The organism is Pseudomonas sp. PDM03 (assembly GCF_014852385.1).
In the GTDB taxonomy this organism is placed as follows: domain Bacteria; phylum Pseudomonadota; class Gammaproteobacteria; order Pseudomonadales; family Pseudomonadaceae; genus Aquipseudomonas; species Aquipseudomonas migulae.
In genome coordinates this window covers 1-25,582 of record NZ_JACVBM010000020.1, presented here as the reverse complement: position 1 = coordinate 25,582, position 25,582 = coordinate 1, and the positions used below count along the sequence as shown (strand labels likewise).

19 protein-coding genes and 2 tRNA genes are annotated in these 25,582 nt (G+C 60.2%); 9 read left to right on the top strand and 12 right to left on the bottom strand.

All coding sequences use genetic code 11. The annotated features are described in order from the left end of the window. Positions 1–7 precede the first annotated feature (7 nt). The 3 genes from IB254_RS23480 (at position 8) to nadE (ending at position 3,188) form a co-directional block, all read left to right on the top strand. Entirely contained in the window at positions 8–913 is a 906-nt protein-coding gene (locus tag IB254_RS23480; protein ID WP_008043152.1) for a LysR family transcriptional regulator, read from the top strand. Positions 914–1,129: 216 nt separating this feature from the next. Further along, entirely contained in the window at positions 1,130–2,356 is a 1,227-nt protein-coding gene (gene pncB, locus IB254_RS23475; RefSeq protein WP_008035375.1) for a nicotinate phosphoribosyltransferase, read from the top strand. A gap of 4 nt (positions 2,357–2,360) precedes the next feature. Beyond that, positions 2,361–3,188: an ammonia-dependent NAD(+) synthetase gene (gene nadE, locus IB254_RS23470; protein ID WP_192226935.1), complete on the top strand. Its 828-nt coding sequence runs from the start codon at positions 2,361–2,363 to the stop codon at positions 3,186–3,188. A 164-nt stretch (positions 3,189–3,352) separates the two neighbouring features. Here the strand turns inward: nadE and azu are convergent, their stop codons facing one another. Then, a complete protein-coding gene (gene azu / locus IB254_RS23465) occupies positions 3,353–3,799 on the bottom strand; it encodes an azurin (protein WP_008035372.1) in 447 nt (148 codons plus the stop codon). A gap of 343 nt (positions 3,800–4,142) precedes the next feature. Between azu and IB254_RS23460 the strand changes: the two genes are divergently transcribed. Both IB254_RS23460 and IB254_RS23455 read left to right on the top strand, forming a co-directional pair. Beyond that, positions 4,143–4,730: a TIGR00730 family Rossman fold protein gene (locus IB254_RS23460; RefSeq protein ID WP_008035363.1), complete on the top strand. Its 588-nt coding sequence runs from the start codon at positions 4,143–4,145 to the stop codon at positions 4,728–4,730. A 68-nt stretch (positions 4,731–4,798) separates the two neighbouring features. Continuing rightward, positions 4,799–4,990 (top strand): hypothetical protein, encoded by a 192-nt coding sequence (locus IB254_RS23455; RefSeq protein WP_008035362.1) that lies wholly within the window; start codon positions 4,799–4,801, stop codon positions 4,988–4,990. 224 nt (positions 4,991–5,214) lie between these two features. Here IB254_RS23455 and IB254_RS23450 read toward each other — a convergent pair whose 3' ends face one another. The 11 genes from IB254_RS23450 to rnr all read right to left on the bottom strand — a co-directional run bounded on the left by IB254_RS23450 (position 5,215) and on the right by rnr (position 22,089). Beyond that, entirely contained in the window at positions 5,215–6,105 is an 891-nt protein-coding gene (locus IB254_RS23450; RefSeq protein WP_192419683.1) for a transglutaminase family protein, read from the bottom strand. Beyond that, complete coding sequence (locus tag IB254_RS23445) at positions 6,105–8,591, bottom strand: circularly permuted type 2 ATP-grasp protein (RefSeq protein ID WP_192419682.1); 2,487 nt, start codon at positions 8,589–8,591, stop codon at positions 6,105–6,107. The genes IB254_RS23450 and IB254_RS23445 overlap by 1 nt, the downstream gene beginning before the upstream one ends. Before the next feature lie 88 nt (positions 8,592–8,679). Further along, a complete protein-coding gene (locus IB254_RS23440; RefSeq protein WP_192419681.1) occupies positions 8,680–11,955 on the bottom strand; it encodes a DUF2126 domain-containing protein in 3,276 nt (1,091 codons plus the stop codon). A 397-nt stretch (positions 11,956–12,352) separates the two neighbouring features. After that, complete coding sequence (locus IB254_RS23435; protein ID WP_192226931.1) at positions 12,353–14,656, bottom strand: YgiQ family radical SAM protein; 2,304 nt, start codon at positions 14,654–14,656, stop codon at positions 12,353–12,355. Between the two features lie 176 nt (positions 14,657–14,832). Continuing rightward, positions 14,833–16,227 (bottom strand): replicative DNA helicase, encoded by a 1,395-nt coding sequence (dnaB, locus tag IB254_RS23430; protein WP_008035349.1) that lies wholly within the window; start codon positions 16,225–16,227, stop codon positions 14,833–14,835. Positions 16,228–16,346: 119 nt separating this feature from the next. Then, complete coding sequence (gene rplI / locus IB254_RS23425) at positions 16,347–16,793, bottom strand: 50S ribosomal protein L9 (RefSeq protein WP_008035347.1); 447 nt, start codon at positions 16,791–16,793, stop codon at positions 16,347–16,349. Between the two features lie 19 nt (positions 16,794–16,812). Continuing rightward, positions 16,813–17,706 (bottom strand): hypothetical protein, encoded by an 894-nt coding sequence (locus IB254_RS23420; protein ID WP_008035345.1) that lies wholly within the window; start codon positions 17,704–17,706, stop codon positions 16,813–16,815. Between the two features lie 36 nt (positions 17,707–17,742). After that, the gene (rpsR, locus tag IB254_RS23415) at positions 17,743–17,973 is read right to left on the bottom strand and encodes a 30S ribosomal protein S18 (protein ID WP_002551829.1); all 231 of its coding nucleotides are present in this window, start codon (positions 17,971–17,973) and stop codon (positions 17,743–17,745) included. A gap of 28 nt (positions 17,974–18,001) precedes the next feature. Continuing rightward, complete coding sequence (gene rpsF / locus IB254_RS23410) at positions 18,002–18,424, bottom strand: 30S ribosomal protein S6 (protein WP_008035342.1); 423 nt, start codon at positions 18,422–18,424, stop codon at positions 18,002–18,004. 285 nt (positions 18,425–18,709) lie between these two features. Further along, positions 18,710–19,474 (bottom strand): 23S rRNA (guanosine(2251)-2'-O)-methyltransferase RlmB, encoded by a 765-nt coding sequence (gene rlmB / locus IB254_RS23405; protein ID WP_192419680.1) that lies wholly within the window; start codon positions 19,472–19,474, stop codon positions 18,710–18,712. Then, positions 19,471–22,089 (bottom strand): ribonuclease R, encoded by a 2,619-nt coding sequence (gene rnr, locus IB254_RS23400; RefSeq protein ID WP_192419679.1) that lies wholly within the window; start codon positions 22,087–22,089, stop codon positions 19,471–19,473. Before rnr ends, rlmB begins: the two co-directional genes overlap by 4 nt. Positions 22,090–22,313: 224 nt before the next feature. On the opposite strand from rnr, the gene IB254_RS23395 reads away from it, so the two are divergent. From IB254_RS23395 to IB254_RS23380, 4 genes are all read left to right on the top strand, one after another. Continuing rightward, positions 22,314–22,400 (top strand) — tRNA-Leu (locus tag IB254_RS23395). A gap of 166 nt (positions 22,401–22,566) precedes the next feature. After that, positions 22,567–22,653 (top strand) — tRNA-Leu (locus tag IB254_RS23390). 270 nt (positions 22,654–22,923) lie between these two features. Beyond that, positions 22,924–23,934 carry an extracellular solute-binding protein gene (locus tag IB254_RS23385; RefSeq protein WP_192419678.1) on the top strand — a complete coding sequence of 337 codons (1,011 nt, stop codon included), beginning with the start codon at positions 22,924–22,926 and terminating at the stop codon, positions 23,932–23,934. After that, on the top strand, positions 23,934–25,499 hold the full coding sequence (locus tag IB254_RS23380; RefSeq protein ID WP_192419676.1) for an ABC transporter permease: 1,566 nt from the start codon (positions 23,934–23,936) through the stop codon (positions 25,497–25,499). The genes IB254_RS23385 and IB254_RS23380 overlap by 1 nt, the downstream gene beginning before the upstream one ends. Positions 25,500–25,582 lie beyond the last annotated feature (83 nt).

Sequence of the window (25,582 nt, the reverse complement as noted above, 5' to 3'; positions counted from 1 at the left end):
ACAACCCATGCTGAATAAACGCTACCTGCCGTCGATCACCGCGCTGCAGTGTTTCGAGGCCGTGACCCGGCATTTGAGCTTCACGCGGGCCGCCGAAGAGCTGAACCTGACCCAGAGCGCCGTCAGCAAACAGGTCGCGCAACTCGAAGAATTGTTGCAGCACCTGTTGTTCCGGCGGGTACGCCGACGCCTGCAAATGACCCCGGCCGGTGATTTGTATCTGGTTGAGGTACGAAAAATCCTCACGCAAGTCGAGATGTCGACCCATTACCTGCGCTCCTACGGCGGTGAAACCGAAGTCCTGCGCGTCTCGACGCCTCCGACGTTCGGCGCCCGCTGGCTGGTCCCCCGTTTGAAGGGCTGGCGACTGCGCCATCCGTCGATTCATCTGGACCTGTGCAGCGAGCAGGAAGCCGATGACCTGCTGCAAGGTCGCAGCGATCTGGCGTTCTATTTCGGCCAGGGCTCACGACCCCGCACCGAATGCCTGAAGCTGTTCGGCGAAGAGCTTGTTCCAGTGTGTGCACCGAGTAGCCTGCCGGCCACGCCGTTCACCGATCCGACACAACTCACCGACCTGGTCCTGCTGCAAAACGCCTCCCGGCCGCAAGCCTGGCACGACTGGTTCGACAGCCAGGGTTACCACACCGAACACAGCTACCACGGCCCGCGCTTCGAAACCTTTTATATGTGCATCCGTGCCGCACAGGTCGGCTGCGGCGTGGCGTTGTTGCCGCGGTTTCTGGTGGAAGAGGAATTGGCCGACGGCAAACTGGTCATTCCCTGGCAGCATGCAATGCCCAGTTCCGACGCCTATTACCTGGCGTACCCGGAGCATTCGGCGGAAGTGCCGAAGGTGCGGGATTTTGTGAAGTGGATGCTGGAGCAGATCGATAGCCCTGTAATGCCTTGAGGACGCCTTCGCCGGCAAGCCGTGCTCCTACAGGTTTCGGGCCAGACAAAGGTCCTGTAGGAGCCGGGCTAGCCGGCGAAGAGGCCATCGGCAGCGGCACACCCCACACAAAAAAACACTGGCAATACCCCGCGCTGATATGCGCCACTAGCCCCCATCATTGAAACAGCTGCAACGTCGCCGCCACGGGCCGCGGCCAGCCTGGAGAACCCCGTTATGAGCGAGAGTGTGTTTGCCGATCGCATCGTGCAGAACCTGCTCGACACCGACTTCTACAAACTGACGATGATGCAGGCGGTGCTGCACAACTACCCGAACGTGGAAGTCGAATGGGAGTTTCGTTGCCGTAACAGTGAGGATTTGCGCCCGTACCTGGCGGAAATCCGCTTTCAGATCGAGCGCCTGGCCGAGCTGAGCCTGAGCGCCGACCAGTTGAGCTTCATGGAGCGCATCAGCTTCATGAAGCCGGATTTCCTGCGTTTTCTCGGGTTGTTCCGCTTCAATCTGCGCTACGTCCACACCGGCATCGAAAACGGCGAACTGTTCATCCGCCTGCGCGGACCGTGGCTGCATGTGATCCTGTTCGAAGTGCCGCTGCTGTCTATCGTCAGCGAAGTGCGCAACCGTTATCGCTACCGGGAGATCGTGCTGGTGCAGGCGCGTGAGCAGCTCTATCGCAAGTTCGACTGGCTGACCGCGAATGCCAGCAGCGACGAATTGTCCGAATTGCAGGTAGCCGATTTCGGTACTCGCCGTCGCTTCTCTTACCGTGTGCAGGAAGAAGTGGTGAACGTGCTCAAGCACGATTTCCCCGGGCGCTTCGTCGGCACCAGCAACGTGCACCTTTCGCGAGAGCTGGACATGAAACCGCTGGGCACCATGGCCCACGAGTGGATCATGGCCCACCAGCAACTGGGCCCGCGGCTGATCGACAGCCAGATCGCCGCCCTCGATTGCTGGGTCCGCGAGTACCGCGGCCTGCTGGGGATCGCCTTGACGGACTGCATCACCATGGATGCCTTCCTCAACGACTTCGACCTGTTCTTCGCCAAGCTCTTTGACGGTCTGCGACATGACTCCGGAGATCCGGTGATCTGGGCCGAAAAGGCGATCGCCCACTATCAAAAGCTGGGTATCGACCCGATGAGCAAGACACTGACGTTCTCCGACAGCCTGACACTGCCCAAGGCGCTGGAAATATTTCGCGCATTGCGCGGTCGGATCAATGTCAGCTTCGGCATCGGTACCAACCTGACGTGCGATATTCCGGGTGTCGAACCGATGAGCATCGTGCTTAAAATGGCGGCCTGCAACGGCCAGCCGGTGGCAAAGATCTCCGACGAGCCTGGCAAGACTCACTGTAAAGACCCGAATTTCGTCGCCTATTTGCGACACGTTTTCAAAGTTCCTGCCGCCCTTTCCAGCACACCAAGCAAGGAGTGAATTCATGCAAGCCGTACAGCGTGAGATTGCTGAGCAGCTCAAGGTTCAACCGCCATTCGCCGACGAGGCCGCCCTCGAGGCTGAAATCGCGCGGCGCATCAGTTTCATCCAGGATTGCCTGGTCAATTCCGGGCTCAAGACCCTGGTACTCGGGATCAGCGGCGGCGTCGATTCCCTGACCGCCGGCCTGCTGGCCCAGCGCGCCATGTGTGAACTGCGCACCCGCACCGGTGATGACAACTACAAGTTCATCGCCGTGCGCCTGCCGTACGAAACCCAGTTCGACGAACACGACGCCCAGGCCTCGGTGGATTTCATCAAGCCAGACGAGCGCCACACCGTAAACATCGGCCCGGCGGTCAAATCCCTGGCCAATGAAGTGGCAGCGTTCGAAGGCAAGCACGCGGTCTCGGTGGATTTCGTCCTCGGCAACACCAAGGCGCGGATGCGCATGGTCGCCCAGTACACCATCGCCGGCGCGGCCCATGGCCTGGTGATCGGCACCGATCATGCGGCGGAAGCGGTGATGGGTTTCTTCACCAAATTCGGCGACGGCGCCTGCGACCTGGCCCCATTGAGCGGCCTGGTGAAAAATCAGGTCCGGGCGATTGCCCGCAGTTTCGGTGCGCCGGAATCGCTGGTGGAAAAAGTCCCGACGGCGGACCTTGAAGACCTGTCGCCAGGTAAACCGGACGAAGCGTCCCATGGCGTGACGTATGCCGAGATCGACGCGTTTCTGCACGGAGAGCCGGTACGCGAGGAAGCGTTCAAGATTATTTGCGATACGTACAGGAAGACCCATCACAAGCGGGTGATGCCGTTTGCACCATAAATAAGGCGGCGTCTGGACCGACGTCATCGCTAGCAGGCTAGCTCCCACAAGGACAGCGCAGTACCTGTGGGAGCTAGCCTGCTAGCGATGAACGATGACTCGGTCAAACTCCGGGCACAAAAAAAGCGTCCCAAGTGGACGCTTTTTTTATGCGCGCGATTCGCTTACTTCAGCGTAACCGTGCCTTTCATCATCGAAATGTGCCCCGGGAACGAGCAGAAGAAGCCGTATTTCTCGGCAGCATCAAGCTTGGACACATCGAAGGTCACCGAGTCGGTTTCCTTGGAGCCGATGATTTTGGTGTGAGCGATAATGCGCGCATCACCTTCTTTCAGGTAGTTCTTGTCGATGCCGGCAGACAGGCCATCGGTAGCGATCGGCTGCATGTCCGCTTCTTTGCTCAGCACCCAGTTGTGGCCCATGACGTTTTTCGGCAGGTTGCCGGAGTGGGTCAGTTCAACGGTGAAGGTCTTGCAGCTTTTGTCGATTTCGATGGCCTTGGTGTTGAAGGCCATTTGGTCGGTGGAATCGATGGTCGTCTTGCACTCGGCAGCCATCAATTGACTGCTGGCCAGTGTCAGCAGGGATACCGCAACAAGTTTGGCAAACATGGTGAATCTCCAAGGCAGGGTTAACAAAAGTGCGAATGGACAGAAGACTGCCTGAAAACTTCGCAAGTTCCTATGACCTGAATCAAAAATTGTATACAACTTTCGGGCTATGACACCTATCGAAACAATCTACCAGCCAGACGTCTAGGGCGGCCCTATCATCAGGTCGTCATCACTTATACGGAGCGTCTGTCATGTCCATCAATAGCCTGTTGTGCAGTTTGCTCGCCGCTTACGCCTGTGGCGCCAGTGGCACCTGTGAAACGTCTCGGCGTGAAGTTTAGACCTTGGAGCATAGCGCCTCTGCCTTTACTCTGTGGCCATCCTGACCATGGAGTAAGGCATGTCTTTAGCGTCCGTTTGTGTATTTTGCGGTGCCAGCACCGGCACCAACCCGGCTTATCGTGAAGCCGCTGTCGCCCTCGGGCGAGCATTGGCCGAGCGCAAGCTGACCCTGGTCTATGGCGGCGGTGCCGTCGGGCTGATGGGGATCGTCGCCGACGCCGCACTGGCGGCCGGCGGTGAAGTGATCGGGATCATCCCGCAAAGCCTCAAAGACAAGGAAATCGGTCACAGCGGCCTCACGCGCCTGGAAGTGGTCGACGGCATGCATGCGCGCAAGGCGCGGATGGCCGAGCTCAGCGACGCTTTTATCGCGCTGCCCGGTGGCCTGGGCACTCTGGAAGAACTGTTCGAAGTCTGGACCTGGGGCCAGCTCGGCTACCACGGCAAACCGCTGGGACTGCTGGAAGTGAACGGTTTCTACAGCAAATTGACCGGTTTTCTTGATCATATCGTCGGCGAAGGCTTCGTTCGCGAAGCACACCGTGACATGCTGCAAGTGAGCGAATCGCCGCACACCCTGCTCGATGCACTGGACGCCTGGCAGCCCTCGGTACTGCCAAAATGGGCCGAGCAAAAACCCAGCTAACGGCTAGGCACCGATACAGGGCAGAATATGCGCCGCTCAACCTCACCTTCGACCCCAGAGGATCGCCCATGGCTAAACCTAATTATTCCTTCGCCAAACGTCAGAGAGACTTGGCCAAGGAGCAGAAGAAAGAGGAAAAGCTTCAGCGCAAGAAAGCTTCAGCTGAAGAAGACGCCGCCGCACTGAACCCGGAAGCAGACGGTGAAGTGACCGCAGAAAGTGATGTTGAAGCACCGAAAGATCAGGCGCCCGACGCCTGAGACCCTCAGGGCCCGATGATCTGATCAGGCCCACCGGATCTGTGTCCAGGGTCAGCAGCGATGTTGCTGACCCTCACAATCCCCTCTGAAATATCCTATTCCCAAATAACTGCACATCCGCTTTTGTAGGAGCAAGCTTGCTCGCGATTGCGATCTCCCAGCGACATTAATGTTGAATGATAAGCCGCTATCGCGAGCAGGCTCGCTCCTACAAGGGATCTGCGTCAGTCCAGTGGCATCACGGTGACGCGGACTTCCGGATCGTGATTTCCGCCCCCCAGAATCACCCCGCGCAACGGCGATACATCGGAGAAATCCCGGCCCCAGGCCAGGGTGATGTGTTCGAGCGCCGGTTGCACATTGTTGGTCGGATCGAAATCCACCCAACCCAACACCGGGCAAAACACTGAAACCCAGGCGTGTGATGCATCGGCACCGATCAGCCGTGGCTGGCCCGGTGGCGGCTGAGTCAGCAGGTAGCCGCTGATGTAACGCGCCGCCAACCCACGGGAACGCACGCAAGCGAGCATCAGGTGAGCGAAGTCCTGGCACACCCCGCGACGGCGCTCCAGCACTTCCACCAGAGGCGTTGCCACTTGAGTGGCTTCGGCGTCGAAGGTGAATTCGCTGAAGATTTTTTCCATCAACGCCTGGACGCCGAGCAACAGCGGCCGCCCCGCCGGAAAACAACTTTCCGAGAACTCGACGAAGTTGCGCTTCAAATGCACATAGGGCGATTCGAACCGGTAACGACACGCTTCGAGCACGTCGAGCGAAAGCGGCTGGCTGCTGTAGGTCAGTGCGTTGCGGGTTTCTTCCCAGGCCGGCGATTGAGTGAAATCCAGCGTTGGCCGGGCCAGCACTTCGACGGTAAGACTGGCGTTGACCAGTAACTCATCGTGAGGCCGCTCGAACGCCAGCCGGGTCAGTGGATTGCCGAACACATCCAGTTCGTCGCGGCGCGCCGTCGGGTCGGGGCTGATCTGCAATTGTTGCGCAGTACAACGCTGCCAGGCGCACGAGCGCGGCCACAGATGCGCCAACTGCTGGGCGAGGGACACCGGGCTGTCGTAGTGATAATGGGTGTCATGGAAAATCTGGTAATGGGCGCTCATCAGACGGACACCGTGCGTTGGCTGACATCATCGACGTGGGCGAAATGGCGCAATGCCAAACGATCCGACACCTGCCCGCTCGCATCGGCGATCTCTTGCAGCAGGTCGGCCAGGCCATTGATGGCAGCGCGTACGCTGACTTCACCGAACAGCGAATTCTCCAGACACCCCAGATCAAAGCGCGCCAGACGCTCCACCAGAAACGGCAAGCCGGCTTCGCGCGGCGCACCAAAATCATCGTTCAAACGTTTGAGGGTGCGGGTCACCAGCTTCAACTGGAACAGCACCGCGTGCGGGTTTTGTTCGTCGAGCAGCAACAGGTCCAGCACCGGAATCAATTGCGCCACCGCCAGATACCGCGAGCGGTAGGTGATGCTGCTGTTACCCAGTTCCAGCAGCCACTCCAGCCCGGCCTGATCAAAGGCGCCGCTACCGCGCAGAAACGCCGCAAGGCTGCCGCTGAGAAATTGCAGGCGCTCGATCCGTCGACCGATCATCAGGAAGCGCCAGCCTTCGTCCCGGGTCATGTCGTCCAGTGCAAAACCCGACAGCGCTGCCAGCGACATCACCAGACGGTTGAGGAAATCCAGCAACTCGCCGAAATCCGGTTCTTCGGTCTCCAGTTCGACGGCCTCACGCTGCAACTCCACCAGCGCCTGCCAGTTTTCCCGCGAGAGCTTGCCGCGCACTTGCGACGCCGCCCACTGCAAGCGTTGCAGGTTGGAACGCAGGCTGAACGGCCAGTCATCACCAAGCAGCGCCGCCAACAACCGTTCAGGCAGCTCGCCTTCATCGGGCAGCAACATCAACCGCTCACCCAGATCGACCGCGGCCTCCAGCGCTTGCGGGTCATCGCCATCGACGTAGCGCGCCAGCATGATCCGCAGCAACCGCGCACTGTCATCGCAACGCTCGCAGTAACGGCCGAACCAGAACAGGTTTTCCACCACCCGCGACGGCAAATACGGATCGCGTCGCACCAGATCGTGCACGCCAATGTTGCGCTGGGCTTTCCATTGTTCGCCGCTGGGTGGCCGATCCCCTAGCACCCAAGTGTCCTTGCTCGCACCGCCGCGTTGCATCGACACCACTTCAGCGTCGGCCTCGGCGGCCACTCGGGTCAAACCGCCGGGCAGAACCCTATACCCGTCGCGACTCGCCACCGCGTACACACGCATGCCGATGGCTCGAGGTTGCAACTGGCCACCCTCGGCCTGCCAGATCGGCGCCTGGGACAATTGCGCAAGTTCTTGCGCCACATAGGCATAAGGTCGTGCCTGCATGCGCTCGGAAAGCGCCAGACGCTGTTTTTCACTCAAATCGCGGCCAAACACCGGCGCGAAGCTCTGTGAAGGGAACGCTGGCTTGATCAGCAATTCCGGCAGTTTTTCCAGCGCCTGGGCCAGCACCGGCGCTTCGCCGCACCACCACGTGGCGATAGAGGGCAGGATCAGCTCTTCGCCGAACAGGAATTGATTGATCTTCGGCAGGAAGCCCAGCAACCCCGGCGATTCCAGCACGCCGCTGCCCAACGCGTTGGCCACCAGCACCCGTCCTTGTCGCACGGCTTCGAGCAGGCCCGGCACACCGAGCGCTGAGTCGGTGCGCAGTTCCAGCGGATCGCAGAAGTCGTCGTCGAGCCGACGCATGATCGCGTGGACCCGACGCAGGCCGCTCAAGGTTTTCAGGTAAACCGTGGCATCACGCACCGTGAGGTCGCCGCCCTCCACCAACGGATAACCAAGTTGCCGCGCCAGATACAGATGCTCGAAATAGCTTTCGTTAAAACGCCCCGGTGTCAGCAGCACCACCAACGGCACTTCATCGTCGCTTGGCGCCTGACGGGCCAGGGTTTCCTGAAGCGTGCGGAAGAACCCGGCCAGATGTTGCACCTTCAAATCGCGGTACAACTCGGGAAAGGCCCGGGACACGATCGTGCGGTTTTCCAGCGCATAACCGGCACCGGACGGTGCCTGGGTCCGATCCGCCGTCACCCACCAGCGACCGTCGGGCGTGCGCGCCAGATCCACGGCATACAGATGCAGAAAGGCCCCGTCGGGCGGCGAGATGCCCTGACAGGGCCAGAGGAAGTTGTTGTGGCCGAATACCAGCTCAGCCGGCAACAAGCCTTCAGCGATCAACCGTTGCGGGCCATACAAGTCCGCCAGCACAGCATTCAACAGTCGAGCCCGCTGGGCGATCCCGGCCGACAAGTGCTCCCATTCGTCCGCAGCGATCACGTGCGGCAGCAAGTCCAGCTCCCACGGCCGATCGGCCCCCTTGGGATCGGCATAGACGTTGTAGGTCACGCCGTTTTCCTGGATCTGCCGGGTCAGCAGTGCCTGACGCTGCACCAGCTGCGCGGGCGTGCTGCGTTGCAACTGGTCGAACAACCGGCGCCAGTGCGGACGTACGGCGCCACAGTCGTCGAGCAGTTCGTGATAAGTGCCCGCCGTCAGCGGGTAGCGGTCAAGCAGGTCAGGCATGGAAAGCTCGGCAGACAGCAAGGAACGGTCAGACTAACGCACGCTCATGACGCCCGGATATACGAAAAATCCGAGCGTCGCGTACGGTTTAGAAACGTCGCAAATCGAGAGTCATCGGCAGCTCGTCGTTTATTTCCAGAATCGGTATAGGAAGTTTCCCCGGGCTGTGTCCGATGCGGAAGAAACGCGCCATCCTCCGACTCTCGGCTTCATTGGCGTTCACCGGCAAGCTGTCGTAGTTGCGCCCGCCCGGATGGGCGACGTGGTACTGACACCCCCCCAGCGAACGCTGCATCCAGGTGTCGAGCAGGTCGAACACCAGCGGCGCATGGACCGGGATCGTCGGTTGCAGACAGTTGGCCGGCTGCCAGGCACGAAAGCGCACGCCTGCGACGAATTCGCCAACCCGGCCGGTCGGCTGCAAAGGCACCGGAACGCCGTTGCAGGTCAGCAAATAGCGCTGCGGTGCCAGGCCGGTGAGCTTCACCTGCAAGCGCTCCAGGGATGAATCCACGTAGCGCACCGTGCCGCCGACCGCGCCCTCCTCGCCCAGTACATGCCAAGGCTCCAGAGCCTGACGCACTTCCAGCTCGATGCCGCTGACGGCGTAATCGCCGACCTTGGGAAAGCGAAACTCAAGATGCGCGGCAAACCACTCGGCCCGCACCGGATAACCCGCGGCATTGAGGTCGATGATGACGTCAGCGAAATCCTGCTCGATAAAGTGTGGCAACAGAAACCGGTCGTGCAATTCCGTGCCCCAGCGCGCCAGTTTCGGCGGCGCGTAAGGCTCGCGCCAGAACCGCGCAACCAGCGCTCGCAGCAACAACTGCTGAGCCAGGCTCATGCGCGCGTGGGGCGGCATTTCAAAAGCGCGCAACTCCAGCAAGCCAAGGCGCCCCGTTGCGCCATCGGGCGAATAAAGCTTGTCGATGCAGAATTCGGCGCGATGAGTGTTACCCGTCACGTCGATCAACAGGTTGCGCAGCAGCCGGTCGACCAGCCACGGTGCGCATTCCTCGCCGGGTTGAGGCATCTGGGCGAAGGCGATTTCCAGCTCGTACAACGCATCGTTGCGCGCTTCATCGACGCGTGGCGCCTGGGACGTCGGGCCGATGAACAATCCGGAAAACAGGTAGGACAACGACGGGTGGTTATGCCAGTAACTGATCAGGCTGCGCAGCAAATCGGGACGGCGCAGGAACGGTGAGTCGGCCGGTGTCGCACCGCCCAGTACGAAATGGTTACCGCCGCCGGTGCCGGTGTGTCGGCCGTCGATCATGAATTTTTCAGTGGTCAGCCGCGTCTGGCGCGCTTCTTCGTAGAGAAACTCGGTGCGCTCGACCAGTTCATCCCAGGTGGCGGACGGCTGCACGTTGACCTCGATCACGCCTGGGTCCGGGGTGATGCGGAAGTTGCTCAGGCGCGGATCGCTTGGCGGTTCATAGCCTTCCAGCAGCACCGGACAATGCAGCTCCTCAGCCGTGGCCTCGATTGCAGTGACCAGCTCCAGATAATCCTCGACCCGCTCCAGCGGTGGCATGAACAAGTACAACCGCCCCTCCCGCGCCTCGGCGCAGAACGCGGTGCGCGTCAGCCAATCGGCGGATTCATCGATTTCCAGATCACGCTCGACCACTTCGGCCGCGGCGGCGGGGCGGCTCAACTGCTGAGTATCCGGGAGCGCCGGGAATTCCTGATTGGGGTCGTTGGGATAGATAAAGGGATACTCGGCGGCTTTCACCCACGGCTGCGAGCCCAGCGGCAAGCGATAACCCAGTGGCGAATCGCCCGGCACCAACCGGCAGTGCTCGTCGCGCAGGTACCAGCGGCCGCTTTGCCACTGATCGCCCTTGGCCGTGCGCGCCAGTGGCAACACCTGGCCGATCACTTTATCCAACCCCTGACTGAAGACTTTGCGCAGTCGCGCACGCTCCAAGGGTTCTTCCAGACGCGAATCTTCGGCGCTGACGTTCTGCGGCAAAGCGCCTTCGCGCCAGAGGTAATAGAAATTGTCTTCGTAGGCTGGGAACACAAAGCGTGTCGGAATTTTCAGGCGTTCGGCAACACTCGCCAGAAAACGCCCGGCCAGTTCGCCATCGGCACCGTAGTCTTCCTGCTCATCGGCAATCAGCGCGCTGTTGTGCCAGATCGGCACGCCATCGCGGCGCCAGTAGCAGTTCAGCGACCAGCGCGGCAGTTGCTCGCCGGGGTACCACTTGCCTTGACCGAAATGCACCAGTCCTTTGGGTGCGTAATGCTTGCGCATGCGCTGGAACAGCTCGGCGGACAAACGCCGCTTGTCTGGCCCCAGCGCGGCGGTGTTCCACTCGGCGCCGTCCGGATCGTCGATGGAGACGAAGGTCGGCTCGCCGCCCATGGTCAGGCGTACGTCGCCGTCCAGCAGGTCGGCATCAATCTGCCGGCCCAACGCCTGGATCGCCAGCCACTGTTCTTCGGTGTAGGGCTTGGTGACGCGCGGCGCCTCCCAAATCCGCTCAACGGACATTTCGTGGGTGAATTCGCACTCGCACGGTTCCACCAGGCCACTGATCGGTGCCGCAGAGCCCGGATCGGGACTACACGCCAACGGAATGTGTCCTTCACCGGCAAACAGGCCTGAGGTCGCGTCCAGGCCGATCCAGCCGGCACCGGGCAAATAGACCTCGCACCAGGCGTGCAAGTCGGTGAAATCCACTTCGGTGCCCGACGGGCCGTCGAGGCTTTTGACGTCGGCGGTCAGTTGAATCAGATAGCCGGAGACAAAACGCGCCGCCAGGCCCAGGTTGCGCAGCAGCTGCACCAGCAGCCACGCCGAGTCGCGGCAGGAACCGGAGGCATGCTCGAGTGTGTGTTCGGGCGTTTGCACGCCCGGCTCCATGCGGATCAGGTAGCCGATGTCCTCGCTCAGGCGCTGATTGAGCGCGACGAGGAAATCCACGCTGGGTAGCGGCGTGCGGTCGATGCCTTCCAGATAGGCCTTGAATTTCGGCGTCAGCGGCAGGGTTTCCAGGTACGGCGCCAGTTCCTTGCGCTCGTCCGCGGCATAGGCAAACGGGATTTTTTCCGCGTAGGGTTCGAGGAAGAAGTCGAACGGATTGAACACCGCCATTTCCGCCAGCAGATCGACCTCGATCCGCAGTTCCTCGGTTTTCTCCGGGAACACCAGACGCGCCAGATAATTGCCCTGAGAGTCCTGCTGCCAGTTAATGAAATGCTGCTCGGGCGAGACTTTCAGCGCATACGACAGTATCCGCGTACGGCTGTGGGCGGCCGGGCGCAGGCGAACAATCTGCGGACCGAGCTCGACAGCGCGGTCGTAGCGGTAATGCGTGACGTGGTGCAATGCGACATGAATCGACACGGCGTGCCTCCTGCGAGCCTTAAGCGTTATCGAAAGCGCGCAAGACTTATGCCATCCAGTGGCGCTGGCGCTTTCTCCGGTTGCTTGAGGCAGTACAGCACCAAAATCGGGCGATGCAGGAAATTGGTTTGGGGGCGTTGCACGCAAATGTGGCGACCAGTGGGCTGTCAGCTGGAATTGGCTGCGGCTGTAGTGGCCTCATCGCGAGCAGGCTCGCTCCCACAATGATCTCTGTCGTTCACAAATTCTGCATCCAAAGAAAAACCTGTGGGAGCGAGCCTGCTCGCGATGAGGCCAGTAGCTACAACCCATTATCTGACTCTGAAAACGCCCGCTTGGTTGCCGCACACAAAAACGCCAACCCGAAGGTTGGCGTTCTGTTCAGCTCAAGTGAGGCTTAGCGCGGCACAACCGGCTTGCGCGCAGGCTTCGGCCCTTTGCCTTTGGCTGCATCCTTGCGTTCCTTGGCCGCCTGCTGGTTGCGGGCGAATGCCGCTGCCTTGGCCTGTTCACGCTTGTCCCACGGGTTACCGCCATCGCTGGCACGTGGTGGCAGACCGGTGTGCTGGGTCAGGATCTTGGTGGTCTTCTCACCCGCGACCTTGTGACTGCCGGCCGGCGTCGAGTTCTTGCGACGGGCGCTCTGGTAGCTGTCGCTCGCTGGCTGATGCAGCGGGATCAACTGGTTCTTGCCCGGCCCGATCAGGTCGGCGCGGCCCATGCGGGTCAGCGCTTCACGCAGCATCGGCCAGCCTTTCGGGTCGTGGTAACGCAAGAACGCCTTGTGCAGACGACGCTGCTCTTCGCTCTTGACGATGGTCACGGCGTCGCTCTTGTAAGTGACCTTGCGTAGCGGGTTCTTGCCCGAGTGGTACATCGCGGTGGCGGTGGCCATCGGCGACGGGTAGAACGCCTGCACCTGGTCGGCACGGAAGCCGTTGCCCTTGAGCCACAGGGCCAGGTTCATCATGTCTTCGTCGGTGGTGCCCGGGTGAGCGGCGATGAAGTACGGAATCAGGTACTGCTCTTTCCCGGCTTCCTTGGAGTACTTCTCGAACATGCGCTTGAACTTGTCATAGCTGCCGATGCCCGGTTTCATCATCTGATTGAGCGGACCTTCCTCGGTGTGCTCCGGGGCGATCTTCAGGTAACCACCGACGTGGTGGGTCACCAGCTCCTTGACGTATTCCGGCGACTCGACGGCGAGGTCGTAGCGCAGACCGGAAGCGATCAAAATCTTCTTCACACCCGGCAACGCACGGGCGCTGCGATACAGCTGGATCAGCGACGAGTGGTCGGTGTTCAGGTTCGGGCAGATGCCTGGGAACACGCACGATGGCTTGCGGCACGCGGATTCGATTTCCGGGCTCTTGCACGCGATACGGTACATGTTCGCGGTCGGACCGCCGAGGTCGGAAATGACGCCGGTGAAACCTGGGACCTTGTCGCGGATCTCTTCGATTTCGCGAATGATCGACTCTTCGGAACGGTTCTGGATGATCCGGCCTTCGTGCTCGGTGATCGAGCAGAAGGTGCAGCCGCCGAAGCAGCCACGCATGATGTTCACCGAGAAGCGGATCATGTCGTAGGCCGGGATTTTTTCCTTGCCGTACGCAGGGTGCGGAATACGTGCGTAAGGCATGCCGAACACGTAGTCCATTTCTTCGGTGGTCATCGGAATCGGCGGCGGGTTGAACCAGACGTCGACTTCGCCGTGCTTCTGCACCAGCGCGCGGGCGTTACCCGGGTTGGTTTCCAGGTGAAGCACGCGGTTGGCGTGAGCGTAAAGCACCGCATCGCCACGAACCTTCTCGACCGACGGCAGACGGATCACCGTCTTGTCGCGGGTCATTTTCGGGCTGGCCAGAATCTGTACGACTTTGGCTTCGCTCGGGTCTTCAACCGGCCCCTTTTCCTGCTCGATGGCGCAGGCCTGGGTGTCCTGGGTGTTCACGTACGGGTTGATGATCTTATCGATCTTGCCCGGACGGTCGATGCGCGTGGAGTCGACTTCGTACCAGTCTTTCGGCGTATCGCGACGGATGAACGCGGTGCCGCGCACATCGGTGATGTCTTCGATCTTGTGGCCGTAGGACAGGCGCTGGGCGACTTCGACAATCGCACGCTCGGCGTTGCCGTAGAGCAGGATGTCGGCACAGGCGTCGATCAGGATCGAGTTGCGCACCCGGTCCTGCCAGTAGTCGTAGTGGGCGATGCGGCGCAGGGACGCTTCAATACCGCCGAGCACGATCGGCACGTTCTTGTAGGCTTCCTTGCAGCGCTGGCTGTAAACCAGGCTCGCGCGATCCGGACGTTTGCCCGCCAGGCCACCGGGGGTGTAGGCGTCGTCGGAGCGGATCTTCTTGTCGGCGGTATAGCGGTTGATCATCGAGTCCATGTTGCCGGCCGCGACACCGAAGAACAGGTTCGGCTCGCCGAGCTTCATGAAGTCGTCTTTGGACTGCCAGTTCGGCTGGGCAATGATCCCGACGCGGAAGCCCTGGGACTCCAGCAGCCGGCCGATGATCGCCATGCCGAACGACGGATGGTCAACGTAGGCATCACCGGTGACGATGATGATGTCGCATGAATCCCAGCCAAGCTGATCCATCTCCTCCCTGCTCATTGGCAGGAATGGCGCTGGACCGAAGCATTCGGCCCAGTACTTGGGATAGTCAAATAACGGCTTGGCTGTTTGCATGACGATGACCGGTGTTGAGATGAAAAATCGCGGGCGCGGAATATAGCACAAAAAATGACCAATTCCGACGGTTATGGTCGGAAATTATCAGGCCCCATCGCCGGCAAGCCGGCTCCTACACAATCATTGTAGGAGCCGGCTTGCCGGCGATGAGGCCCAAAAAAACAACAAATAACTTACTCGTCGTCGAAGTTGTAGCTACCCGGTGCCAGGTTTTCGAAGCGGGTGTACTTACCGATGAACGCCAGTCGCGACGTGCCGATCGGGCCGTTCCGCTGCTTGCCGATAATGATTTCGGCGATGCCTTTGTGTTCGGTTTCCGGGTGATAAACCTCATCCCGGTAAACGAACATGATGACGTCGGCATCCTGCTCGATCGCTCCGGATTCCCGGAGGTCGGAGTTGATCGGCCGTTTGTTCGGTCGTTGCTCCAGGGAGCGGTTGAGCTGGGACAGCGCCACCACCGGGCAATTGAATTCCTTGGCCAGGGCCTTCAAGGAACGCGAGATCTCGGAAATCTCGTTGGTCCGGTTGTCACCACCGGAGCCCGGAATCTGCATCAATTGCAGGTAGTCGATCATGATCAGGGCGACATCGCCGTGCTCACGCACCAGACGCCGGGTCCGCGCGCGCATTTCCGACGGGCTGATGCCCGCCGTATCGTCGATGAACAGCTTGCGGTCGTTGAGCAGGTTGACCGCCGATGTCAGGCGCGGCCAATCGTCGTCGTCCAGGCGACCGGCACGGACCTTGGTCTGGTCGATACGGCCGAGGGACGACAACATACGCATGATCAGCGATTCGCCTGGCATCTCGAGCGAGTAAACCAGTACGCACTTGTCGCTGCGCAACACGGCGTTTTCCACCAGGTTCATCGCAAAGGTGGTTTTACCCATCGACGGACGGCCAGCGACGATGATCAAGTCGGCCGGCTGCAGGCCGCTGGTCTTCTCGTCGAGGTCGGTGTAACCGGTGGACAAGCCAGTGATGGCGTTATCGGTGTTGAACAAGGTGTCGATGCGGTCGATGGCCTTGGTCAGCAGGTCATTCACGCTCACCGGGCCGCCGGTTTTAGGCCGGGCCTCGGCGATCTGGAAGATCTGCCGCTCGGCTTCGTCGAGAATCTCTTCAGCAGTGCGACCTTCCGGGTTGAAGGCGCTGTCGGCAATCTCGGTGGCGATGCCGATCAACTGCCGCAACGTCGCTCGCGCGCGAACGATCTGCGCATACGCCTTGATGTTGGCGACGGACGGCGTGTTTTTCGCCAGTTCACCGAGGTAACCGAGGCCACCGACCTGCGAGGTCTGACCTTCCTTGTCCAATTGCTCGGCAAGGGTCACGACGTCGATCGGGGAGTTCTGGTCGGCGAGCTTGGCGATCGCGCGGAAAATCAGGCGGTGGTCATGTCGATAGAAATCGCCGTCGGAGACTTGATCAAGCACGCGCTCCCAGGCGTTGTTGTCCAGCATCAGACCACCGAGCACGGCCTGTTCGGCCTCGATGGAATGCGGCGGCACCTTCAGGGAAGCGGTTTGCAGATCGTATTGCTCGGGAGCGGAGATATCGTTCATGGCCACTTGAATAGTTGTGAAAATCAGGAACTGCAGAAAGACAAAGGGCACGACCTGTAAACAGGATCGTGCCCGATGTTACCGGCAAGCACCCGAGGGTGCCAGCCGACAAGTGCTGCTTAAGCTGCTACCACGACAACGCGTACGGTGGCTTCAACTTCGGCGTGCAGGTGCACGGCTACGTCGAATTCGCCTACGTTGCGGATGGTGCCGTTCGGCAGACGAACTTCGCTTTTTGCAACTTCAACGCCAGAGGCGGTCAGTGCATCAGCGATGTCGTGAGTACCGATCGAACCGAACAGCTTGCCTTCGTCACCAGCGGTGGCAGTGATAGTCACTTCCAGCTCAGCCAGTTGGGCGGCACGGCTTTCAGCCGAAGTTTTACGGTCTGCTGCGGCTTTTTCCAGCTCAGCGCGACGCTCTTCGAACGCAGCCAGGTTGGCTGGGGTCGCGGCGGTAGCTTTGCCGTAAGGCAGCAGGTAGTTACGACCGTAACCAGCCTTAACGTTTACTTTGTCACCCAGGTTGCCCAGGTTGGTGACTTTTTCCAGAAGGATCAGTTGCATGTGAAAATCCTCTTAACTTTTAACCTTCACCGTTCGCGCTATCGACGTCTTTCGGCGTCGAACGACCGCGAAAATCAATCAGGCTGTCGACGATGGCCAGGACCACCAGCAACGGATAGATCAGCTGCATGAACAGCAACAGCGTGACGTACAACCCCACCAGCCAGAATCTGGCCAGTCGCTTTTGCGCCACCAGCCCGTGAATCAGGGCCAGCCCGGCGAACACCAGCGGTACACTGCACAACGGCGTCAACATGGCCATCTGCGGGCCGATGTTCGGCCCCAGAAGCATGAACGCCAGCAGTAACATCGCCAGCCCCAGCGGGAATCGGATGGCGCGAAATTCGCGACCAAAACCACCCGGGTTGTACAACAACGCCTGCCAGTAGCGCCCGACAATCAGGCTCAGCACACTGACGATTTGCAACAAGGCCGCAATCAGGCCAGTCAGGACCGGTGCAATCAGGGACGCAAAATGCGCTTGCTCGTCTACCGACAACTTCTGGTAGACATCACCGAGTAGCGACGGCATGACCTTTATCAAGGCCTGCGCCAGCATCTCGATTTGGGGAGCAAAAACTGTCCCCAGCACCACTGCAAACACCACTCCCATCGCTATGCTGACCAGCAGCACGCGGTTCCAGGACTCGCTTGCGCGCAAAACCAACGCAAGGCTCGAAGACCCCAGCAGCACCAGAAGTGCCCGTGGGTCATCGGAGTAAAGCCACCAGATCAACGCCGGCAGCAGTCCCAGAGCAAGTACGCCAAGGGCGTCCTTCAATCCGCGCCGCAGGAGCACAAGGCAACCGGCGGCAGCACCCAACCAATACAACAACGGCAATGTTGCGCATCCGGCCACTACGAGAGTGGCCTGCATACGGCCGCGCATGATGAACTCAGCTATGGCACGCATGCATTCAATCCTTTGCTACGTGTCGACTGCCCGGTCTCAGCGGCCGTGGCTGTCGGTGTAGGCCAGCAGGGCCAGGAAGCGGGCGCGCTTGATAGCGGTGGCCAGCTGACGCTGATAACGAGCTTTGGTACCGGTGATGCGGCTTGGAACGATTTTGCCGGTCTCGGATACGTAGGCTTTCAGAGTGTTGAGATCTTTGTAATCGATCTCTTTCACGTCTTCAGCGGTGAAGCGGCAGAATTTACGACGACGGAAGAAACGTGCCATGTAATAGGCTCCTCAAAAGGTCCGTGGATTACTCGTCAGCGTTATCGCTGTTGTCGCTGTCATCACCATCAACGCCTTCGGCGTCGGAGTGCTCAGGACGGTCGCGACGCTCACGGCGCTCACTGCGGTTTTCTTCAGCCTTGAGCATCTCGGATTGGCCGGTAACGGCTTCTTCGCGACGGATGACCAGGTTACGGATCACTGCATCGTTGTAGCGGAAGTTGTCTTCCAGCTCGGCCAGGGCCTTGCCAGTGCACTCAACGTTCAGCATCACGTAGTGAGCCTTGTGAACATTGTTGATTGCGTAGGCCAGTTGACGACGGCCCCAATCTTCCAGACGGTGGATTTTGCCGCCGTCTTCTTCGATCAGCTTGGTGTAACGCTCAACCATGCCGCCGACTTGCTCGCTTTGATCCGGGTGGACCAAAAAGATGATTTCGTAATGACGCATGAATGCTCCTTACGGGTTGTAGCCTGCCGCTCAAAAGCGGTCAGACAAGGAGTGAATGACACTTATGGACTTGCTTGCGATAGACACATGCGTGCCTGCCGTCACAGCAAGGGGCGCAATTGTAGAGAAGGGACAGAAGAGGTGCAAGGCAATTGGTGATTATTTGAACAACCACCAACAACCCCGCTTCTGTAGGAGCCGGCTTGCTGGCGATCCGTGCGACGCGGTCTGTCAGATGGACCGCGTCGCCTGGATCGCCAGCAAGCCGGCTCCTACAAGGGAGTGTCAGGGCTTCTTGCCAGTGGCGGCTTTTACGCTGCGTTGGCGCTGGGCCTCGAACAGGCAGACACCGGTGGCCACGGACACATTGAGACTGCTGACGCTGCCGGTCATCGGCAGGTGCACCAGGTAGTCGCAAAGATCGCGGGTCAGGCGACGCATGCCGCTGCCTTCCGCGCCCATGATCAGGATGGTCGGCCCGGTCATGTCTTGCTGATACAGGCTCTGCTCGGCTTCGCCCGCCGTACCGACGACCCACAAGCCGCGCTGCTTGAGTTTTTCCAGGGTGCGCGCCAGGTTGGTTACGGCGACCAACGGAATCACTTCCGCCGCGCCACACGCAACCTTTCGTACCGTCGGGGTCAGCGTGGCCGACTTGTCTTTCGGCACGATCACCGCCAGCGCACCGGCCGCATCGGCCGAGCGCAGGCAAGCGCCGAGGTTGTGCGGATCGGTCACGCCGTCGAGCACCAGCAACAGCGGTGCGCCATCGGTGCGATCGAGCAGCTCGTCGAGCATTGCCTCGCCCCAGACCTGGCTCGGACTCACGTCCGCCACCACGCCCTGGTGCACGCCTTCAACCCAGGCATCCAGCTCGCGACGTTCGGCATTGCCGACGGCCACGCGGTTTTCGGCCGCGAGCGCGATCAGCGTCTGAACCCGCGGATCACTGCGGCCTTCTGCCAGCCAGATCTGCTTGACGCGTTTCGGGTGGTGACGCAGCAATGCTTCTACCGCATGCACGCCGTAGATTTTTTCCAACTGACTCATGACTTGGCCTTAGGTTTACGCGCCCCGCCGCTTTTGGCTGGGGCCGAGCCCGCTTTCGGCGGGCCTTTACGGTGTTTGCTCGGCTTGCTGCCGGGAGCCTTGTCAGGCGCCGACCGTCCGGTCTTTCCCCCAGACGCCGCTTTACCGCCGCTTTTCGCTTCAGACAGCAACGCCTGCTTCATTTCACGGCTTTTGCGCAGCTCAGCATTTTTCGCTGCCGCATCGCTTGGGCGATAGGCTTCGACCGCTTTTTCCTTGGCAGGACGACGACCGGTTTTCGCCGGCGCCGGCTCTGCTGCGGTCTTGCCAGCAGGTGCAGCGGTTTCAGCCCCGCGCTTTTTGCGGCCGATCGGTGCGCTGATGGTTTTTTCAGCCATCTCGAAGTCGATCTTGCGCTCGTCGAGGTCGACGCGCATCACGCGCACCTCAACGGTGTCGCCAAGGCGGAAGCTACGACCGGTGCGCTCACCGGCGAGGCGGTGATGCACAGGGTCGAAGTGGTAGTAGTCGCCCGGCAGCGCGGTGACGTGCACCAGGCCTTCGACGTAGATATCGGTCAGCTCGACGAACAGGCCAAAGCCGGTCACGGCGGTGATCACACCCGGGAACGACTCGCCCACGCGGTCTTTCATGAACTCGCACTTGAGCCAGTTCACCACGTCGCGAGTCGCTTCGTCGGCACGGCGCTCGCTCATCGAGCACTGCTCGCCGAGCCGCTCCAGCGCGGCTTCGTCGTACGGATAGATGCGCGCCTTCGGAATGGTCATCGCACCGGCACGACGAACGTGCGGGGTGTCCATTTTCGAATGAATGACGCTGCGGATCGCCCGGTGCGTGAGCAAGTCCGGGTAGCGGCGGATCGGCGAAGTGAAGTGGGTATAGGCTTCGTAATTCAGGCCGAAGTGGCCCTGGTTATCAGCGCTGTACACCGCCTGACTCAGCGAACGCAGCATGACGGTCTGGATCAGGTGGAAATCCGGACGGTCCTTGATGCTTGCCAGCAAGGCCTGGTAATCCTTCGGCGACGGGCCGTCCTTGCCTTTGTGCAGGGACAGGCCGAGCTCACCAAGGAAGGCGCGCAGTTTTTCCAGACGCTCCGGTGGCGGACCATCGTGGACGCGATACAGCGCAGGAATTTCGTGCTTCTTCAGGAATTCGGCAGTGGCCACGTTGGCCGCCAGCATGCATTCCTCGATCAGCTTGTGTGCATCGTTGCGCACGGTCGGACGGATTTCGGCAATCTTGCGCTCGGAACCGAAGATGATCCGGGTTTCCTGCGTTTCGAAATCGATCGCACCACGCACATGACGGGCCGCCAACAGCACCTTGTACAGCGAATACAGCTGCTTGAGGTGTGGCAGAACGTCGGTGTATTCGCCGCGAAGCTGGCGAGCCTCGGTAACTTTCGGCGTTTCCAGCATGGTGCTGACCTTGTTATAGGTCAGACGGGCATGGGAGTGAATCACTGCTTCGTAGAAGCAGTAGTCGGTCATCTCGCCGGATTTGGAGATAGTCATCTCGCAGACCATGGCCAGACGATCGACATGTGGATTCAGCGAGCACAAGCCATTGGACAGCTGCTCAGGCAGCATCGGCACTACGCGCTCCGGGAAGTAAACGGAGTTGCCGCGAACCTGGGATTCGTTGTCCAGCGCGGAACCGATTTTCACGTAGCTGGAAACGTCGGCAATCGCCACGTACAACTTCCAGCCACCGGAGAACAGGCGCAGCTTGCCCGGTTTGGCTTCGCAGTAGACCGCGTCATCGAAGTCACGCGCATCTTCACCGTCGATGGTCACGAACGGCAGATGGCGCAGGTCGATGCGCTTCTCTTTGTCTTTCTCTTCGACTTCCGGCTTGAGCTTGGCGGCTTCTTTCAAGACCGCTTCAGGCCAGACGTGCGGAATATCGTAGGTGCGCAGGGCGACATCGATTTCCATGCCCGGCGCCATGTAGTTGCCCACGACTTCGACCACGTCGCCTTGCGGCTGGAAGCGTGGCGTCGGCCAGTGAGTGATCTTCACTTCGACGAACTGACCGACTTTGGCGTTGGCATTGCGGCCCGGGGTAACCAGCACTTCCTGCTGGATTTTCGGATTGTCCGCCACCACGAAGCCGATACCGCCCTCTTCGAAGTAACGGCCGACAATGGTTTCGTGAGCGCGGGACACCACTTCGACGATCATGCCTTCGCGGCGACCGCGACGGTCCAGACCGGAAACACGGGCCAGGGCACGGTCGCCATCGAACACCAGACGCATTTGCGCCGGGCTCATGAACAGGTCGTCACTGCCGTCGTCCGGGACCAGGAAGCCGAAGCCGTCACGGTGACCGCTGATGCGGCCCAGGATCAGGTCGAGCTTGTCCACCGGCGCATACGTGCCACGACGGGTATAGATGAGTTGAGCGTCGCGCTCCATGGCGCGCAGGCGGCGGCGCAGGGCTTCGATCTGGTCTTCTGTGACCAGACCAAACTCTTCGACCAGTTGCTCGCGGTTAGCAGGCGAACCCCGATCAGCAAGGTGCTGAAGGATCAGTTCGCGGCTAGGAATAGGGTTTTCATATTTTTCCGCTTCACGAGCGGCCTCGGGATCGAGGGACTGCCAATCGGCCATTAGAGAGTTTTCACCTTGTCTATATGCGGGTTAGTTTGGCATAGGCGTAATGAAACGGGAAATTTCAGGCTACGAGAGCCCATCTAAAGCCCTTTATCGACAGCGCAAAGCTGATTTAAATGCCGCTGGTAAAATTTTCCAGGTTTTTTTGACGCTGGGGGTTTACAGTTAAAAAGACGCTCCGTATAGTGCGCGCCATCGACGACGGAGACGTTGCCGATACTGCCCAGATGGTGAAATTGGTAGACACGCCAGCTTCAGGTGCTGGTGACCGCAAGGTCGTGGAAGTTCGAGTCTTCTTCTGGGCACCAATTCAGAGCTTGAGATTAGATCAATTTCAAGGCTCGCACAAAAACCCGCGAAAGCGGGTTTTTTGCATTCTACGGTTCTGATTTATTAAAACCAAATCAGGGGTTTACAGATCAAACTGCTCTCCGTATAGTGCGCCACATCAACAGCGGCAACGCTGAAGATTATGCCCAGATGGTGAAATTGGTAGACACGCCAGCTTCAGGTGCTGGTGACCTTACGGTCGTGGAAGTTCGAGTCTTCTTCTGGGCACCAATTCAAATTTCAGAGCCCGCTCTGGAATTTCACAAAAACCCGCGAAAGCGGGTTTTTGCGTTTCTGGCATTCGAAAAACCACACACCCTCTGCTTGCGATGAACTCACAGGCGCCCCGTTTAGCCAGACAACACGCGTCATCGTTCACGTCCATCGCGAGCAGGCTCGCTCCTACAGGAGTCAGGCCACCCTCCGCAAGGCGCACTTGAGAAACAATATCGTTTATCATTGTTTCAAGTTTTTGCAATGCGACAGTGAGGAACCCTGCGAATGACGTTTCGAAATACCCTGCGCCGCGGCCTGACCATCACCCTGCTCGGCCTGGCACTCGCTACCCCCCTCACCCAGGCTGCTGATACAGTTTCCCTGACACTCTACAACGGTCAACACAAGGAAGTCGGCGACGCCGTCGCCAAAGCTTTCGAAGCCAAGACCGGCATCCACGTCAACGTGCGCAAAGGCAGCAGCAACCAGCTTGCCAGCCAGATCGTCGAAGAAGGCGATCGCTCCCCGGCCGATGTGATCTACACCGAAGAATCGCCACCGCTGAACAAACTCGGCGAGCAAGGCCTGCTGGCGCAAACTGATGCCGCCACCCTCGCCGTACTGCCAAAAGACTACGTCGCCGGCAATAGCACCTGGATCGGCATCACCGCGCGAGTCCGCGTGGTTGCATTCAACCCCAAACTGATCGATGAAAAAGACCTGCCCAAATCGGTGATGGAATTCTCCGACCCGAAATGGCAAGGCAAGGTTGGCTTCGTGCCCACCAGCGGCGCGTTCCAGGAACAGGCTGTGGCAATCATCAAAGTGCACGGCATGGATGCAGCTGAAGAATGGCTGACCGGCTTGCGCGCATTCGGCAAGACCTACAGCAACAACATGGTCGCCTTGAAAGCCGTGGAGAACGGCGAAGTCGCGACTGTGCTGGTGAACAACTACTACTGGTTCGCCCTGCAACGCGAAAAAGGCCAGCTCGATTCGAAACTGCATTACTTCACTGGCGGCGACGTCGGCGGGCTGATCACCGTTTCCAGCGCAGCCGTGCTGAAGTCCAGCAAACATCCAAAAGAAGCCCAGCAATTCCTCGCCTACATGGCCAGCGAAGAAGGTCAGCGCGTGATCACCCAGACCACCGCCGAATACCCGCTGCACAAAGGCATGGAATCGGACCGCGGCCTCAAGCCGTTCAGCGAGCTTGAAGCACCGAAAGTCACGCCAGCCGACCTCGGCAACGCCGAAGAAGCCCTGGACCTGGAACGCGACGTTGGCTTGAACTGATGAGCGCACCGCTATCTGCCCCAGCCGTGCGCGGAAGTTACGTTCCACGGCGCAAGCGGCCGTCGATCTGGCTGCTGCTGCCGGTTTTGCTGTTGGTACTGCTCAGCGTATTGCCGCTGGTGTATGTCGGGCTCAAGACCTGGCAGGCCGGTTGGGCCCAGGCATTGCATTTGCTGTGGCGGCCCTACGTGTTTGGCTTGCTGCGCAACACCCTGGAGCTGATGGTCGGCGTAACGGTCGCCTGCGGCGTGATCGGTTTGTCGCTGGCCTGGCTGCTGGAACGTAGCAATCTGCCAGGCCGACGATTGTGGGGCGTGATCCTGTGCTTGCCGTTTGCGGTGCCGGCGTTTGTCAGCAGCTTTACCTGGGTCTCGCTGAGCGCGCACTTCGAGGGTTTGGGCGGGGCGATTCTGGTGATGACCCTGTCCAAGTACCCGCTGATTTTTCTGCCGGTGGCGGCGACCCTGCGCAATCTCGATCCTTCGCTTGAAGAGTCCGCACGCACGCTCGGGCAGAATCGCTGGGGCGTGTTTTTCAGGATCACCCTGCCACTGCTGTGGCCGTCGCTGCTCGCCGGTTCACTGCTGATCGCATTGCACATGCTCGTTGAGTTCGGCGCGTTGTCGATTATTGGCTTGCAGACGTTCACTACGGCGATCTATCAGCAATTCGAACTGGAATTCAGCAATGCCAACGCGGCGATGCTTTCCGCTGTTTTGCTCGCGCTGTGCCTGATGCTGTTGTGGCTTGAGCTGCGAGCCCGTGGCAAGGGTCGGCACGTGCGCACCGGCCAGGGCGCGGCGCGGCAGGCGGAACAGGTGCAGCTGGGACCTTGGGCGGCCGTTGGGCAGATTTATTGTCTGGCACTGGCGATCATCGGCAGCGGCATTCCACTGGGGATGCTGGTGTACTGGCTGGCGGTAGGTTCGTCGGCAGCGTTTCCGGTGGCGGCGATCAGCGAGGCGCTGCTGTCGTCCCTTGCGCTTTCGCTGGGTGGCGCCGCGCTGTGCCTGGTGCTGGCGGTGCCGGTGGGCTTGTTGGTGGTGCGCTACAAAGGCCAATTGGCGATCTGGGCCGAGCGCTTGCCGTACCTGTTGCATGCGCTGCCAGGGCTGGTGATTGCGCTGACGCTGGTGTATTTCGCCCTGCACTATGTGCCGGCGCTGTACCAGACATCGGCGTTGCTGCTGATCGCTTATGCGCTGCTGTTTCTACCCTTGGCGCAGGCACCGATTCGCACGGCACTGAACAAGGCTGCTCCGCAGCTGGAAGAGGCGGCTCGCACGCTGGGCGCCTCGTCGTTCAGCGCGTTTTGTCGGGTGACGCTGCCGATCATCTTCCCGGCGCTGGGCGCTGCGTTTGCGCTGGTGTTTCTGGATGCGATGAAGGAGCTGACGGCGACGCTGCTGCTGAGTCCGACCGGGCTCAATACGCTGGCGACAGAGGTTTGGGCGCATACCGCGAATGTGGAGTTTGCGGCGGCGGCGCCTTATGCGGCGCTGTTGATATTGGTGTCGGGGTTGCCCGTGTACCTGTTAACAACCCGGATGTATTTGAGCCGTTGAAAAGCTTCGCGGGCAAGTCGGATCGCCGCACCGCTCGCTCCTACAGGGGGTTACACAACCCTTGTAGGAGCGAGCGGTGCGGC

What these genes read in the sequence shown, in the direction of transcription:
- IB254_RS23480 (WP_008043152.1), top strand. Translation starts at nt 8, where the DNA reads ATGCTGAATAAACGCTACCTGCCGTCGATCACCGCGCTGCAGTGTTTC.
- pncB (WP_008035375.1), top strand. Translation starts at nt 1,130, where the DNA reads ATGAGCGAGAGTGTGTTTGCCGATCGCATCGTGCAGAACCTGCTCGAC.
- nadE (WP_192226935.1), top strand. Translation starts at nt 2,361, where the DNA reads ATGCAAGCCGTACAGCGTGAGATTGCTGAGCAGCTCAAGGTTCAACCG.
- azu (WP_008035372.1), bottom strand. Translation starts at nt 3,799, where the DNA reads ATGTTTGCCAAACTTGTTGCGGTATCCCTGCTGACACTGGCCAGCAGT.
- IB254_RS23460 (WP_008035363.1), top strand. Translation starts at nt 4,143, where the DNA reads ATGTCTTTAGCGTCCGTTTGTGTATTTTGCGGTGCCAGCACCGGCACC.
- IB254_RS23455 (WP_008035362.1), top strand. Translation starts at nt 4,799, where the DNA reads ATGGCTAAACCTAATTATTCCTTCGCCAAACGTCAGAGAGACTTGGCC.
- IB254_RS23450 (WP_192419683.1), bottom strand. Translation starts at nt 6,105, where the DNA reads ATGAGCGCCCATTACCAGATTTTCCATGACACCCATTATCACTACGAC.
- IB254_RS23445 (WP_192419682.1), bottom strand. Translation starts at nt 8,591, where the DNA reads ATGCCTGACCTGCTTGACCGCTACCCGCTGACGGCGGGCACTTATCAC.
- IB254_RS23435 (WP_192226931.1), bottom strand. Translation starts at nt 14,656, where the DNA reads ATGCAAACAGCCAAGCCGTTATTTGACTATCCCAAGTACTGGGCCGAA.
- dnaB (WP_008035349.1), bottom strand. Translation starts at nt 16,227, where the DNA reads ATGAACGATATCTCCGCTCCCGAGCAATACGATCTGCAAACCGCTTCC.
- rplI (WP_008035347.1), bottom strand. Translation starts at nt 16,793, where the DNA reads ATGCAACTGATCCTTCTGGAAAAAGTCACCAACCTGGGCAACCTGGGT.
- IB254_RS23420 (WP_008035345.1), bottom strand. Translation starts at nt 17,706, where the DNA reads ATGCGTGCCATAGCTGAGTTCATCATGCGCGGCCGTATGCAGGCCACT.
- rpsR (WP_002551829.1), bottom strand. Translation starts at nt 17,973, where the DNA reads ATGGCACGTTTCTTCCGTCGTCGTAAATTCTGCCGCTTCACCGCTGAA.
- rpsF (WP_008035342.1), bottom strand. Translation starts at nt 18,424, where the DNA reads ATGCGTCATTACGAAATCATCTTTTTGGTCCACCCGGATCAAAGCGAG.
- rlmB (WP_192419680.1), bottom strand. Translation starts at nt 19,474, where the DNA reads ATGAGTCAGTTGGAAAAAATCTACGGCGTGCATGCGGTAGAAGCATTG.
- rnr (WP_192419679.1), bottom strand. Translation starts at nt 22,089, where the DNA reads ATGGCCGATTGGCAGTCCCTCGATCCCGAGGCCGCTCGTGAAGCGGAA.
- IB254_RS23385 (WP_192419678.1), top strand. Translation starts at nt 22,924, where the DNA reads ATGACGTTTCGAAATACCCTGCGCCGCGGCCTGACCATCACCCTGCTC.
- IB254_RS23380 (WP_192419676.1), top strand. Translation starts at nt 23,934, where the DNA reads ATGAGCGCACCGCTATCTGCCCCAGCCGTGCGCGGAAGTTACGTTCCA.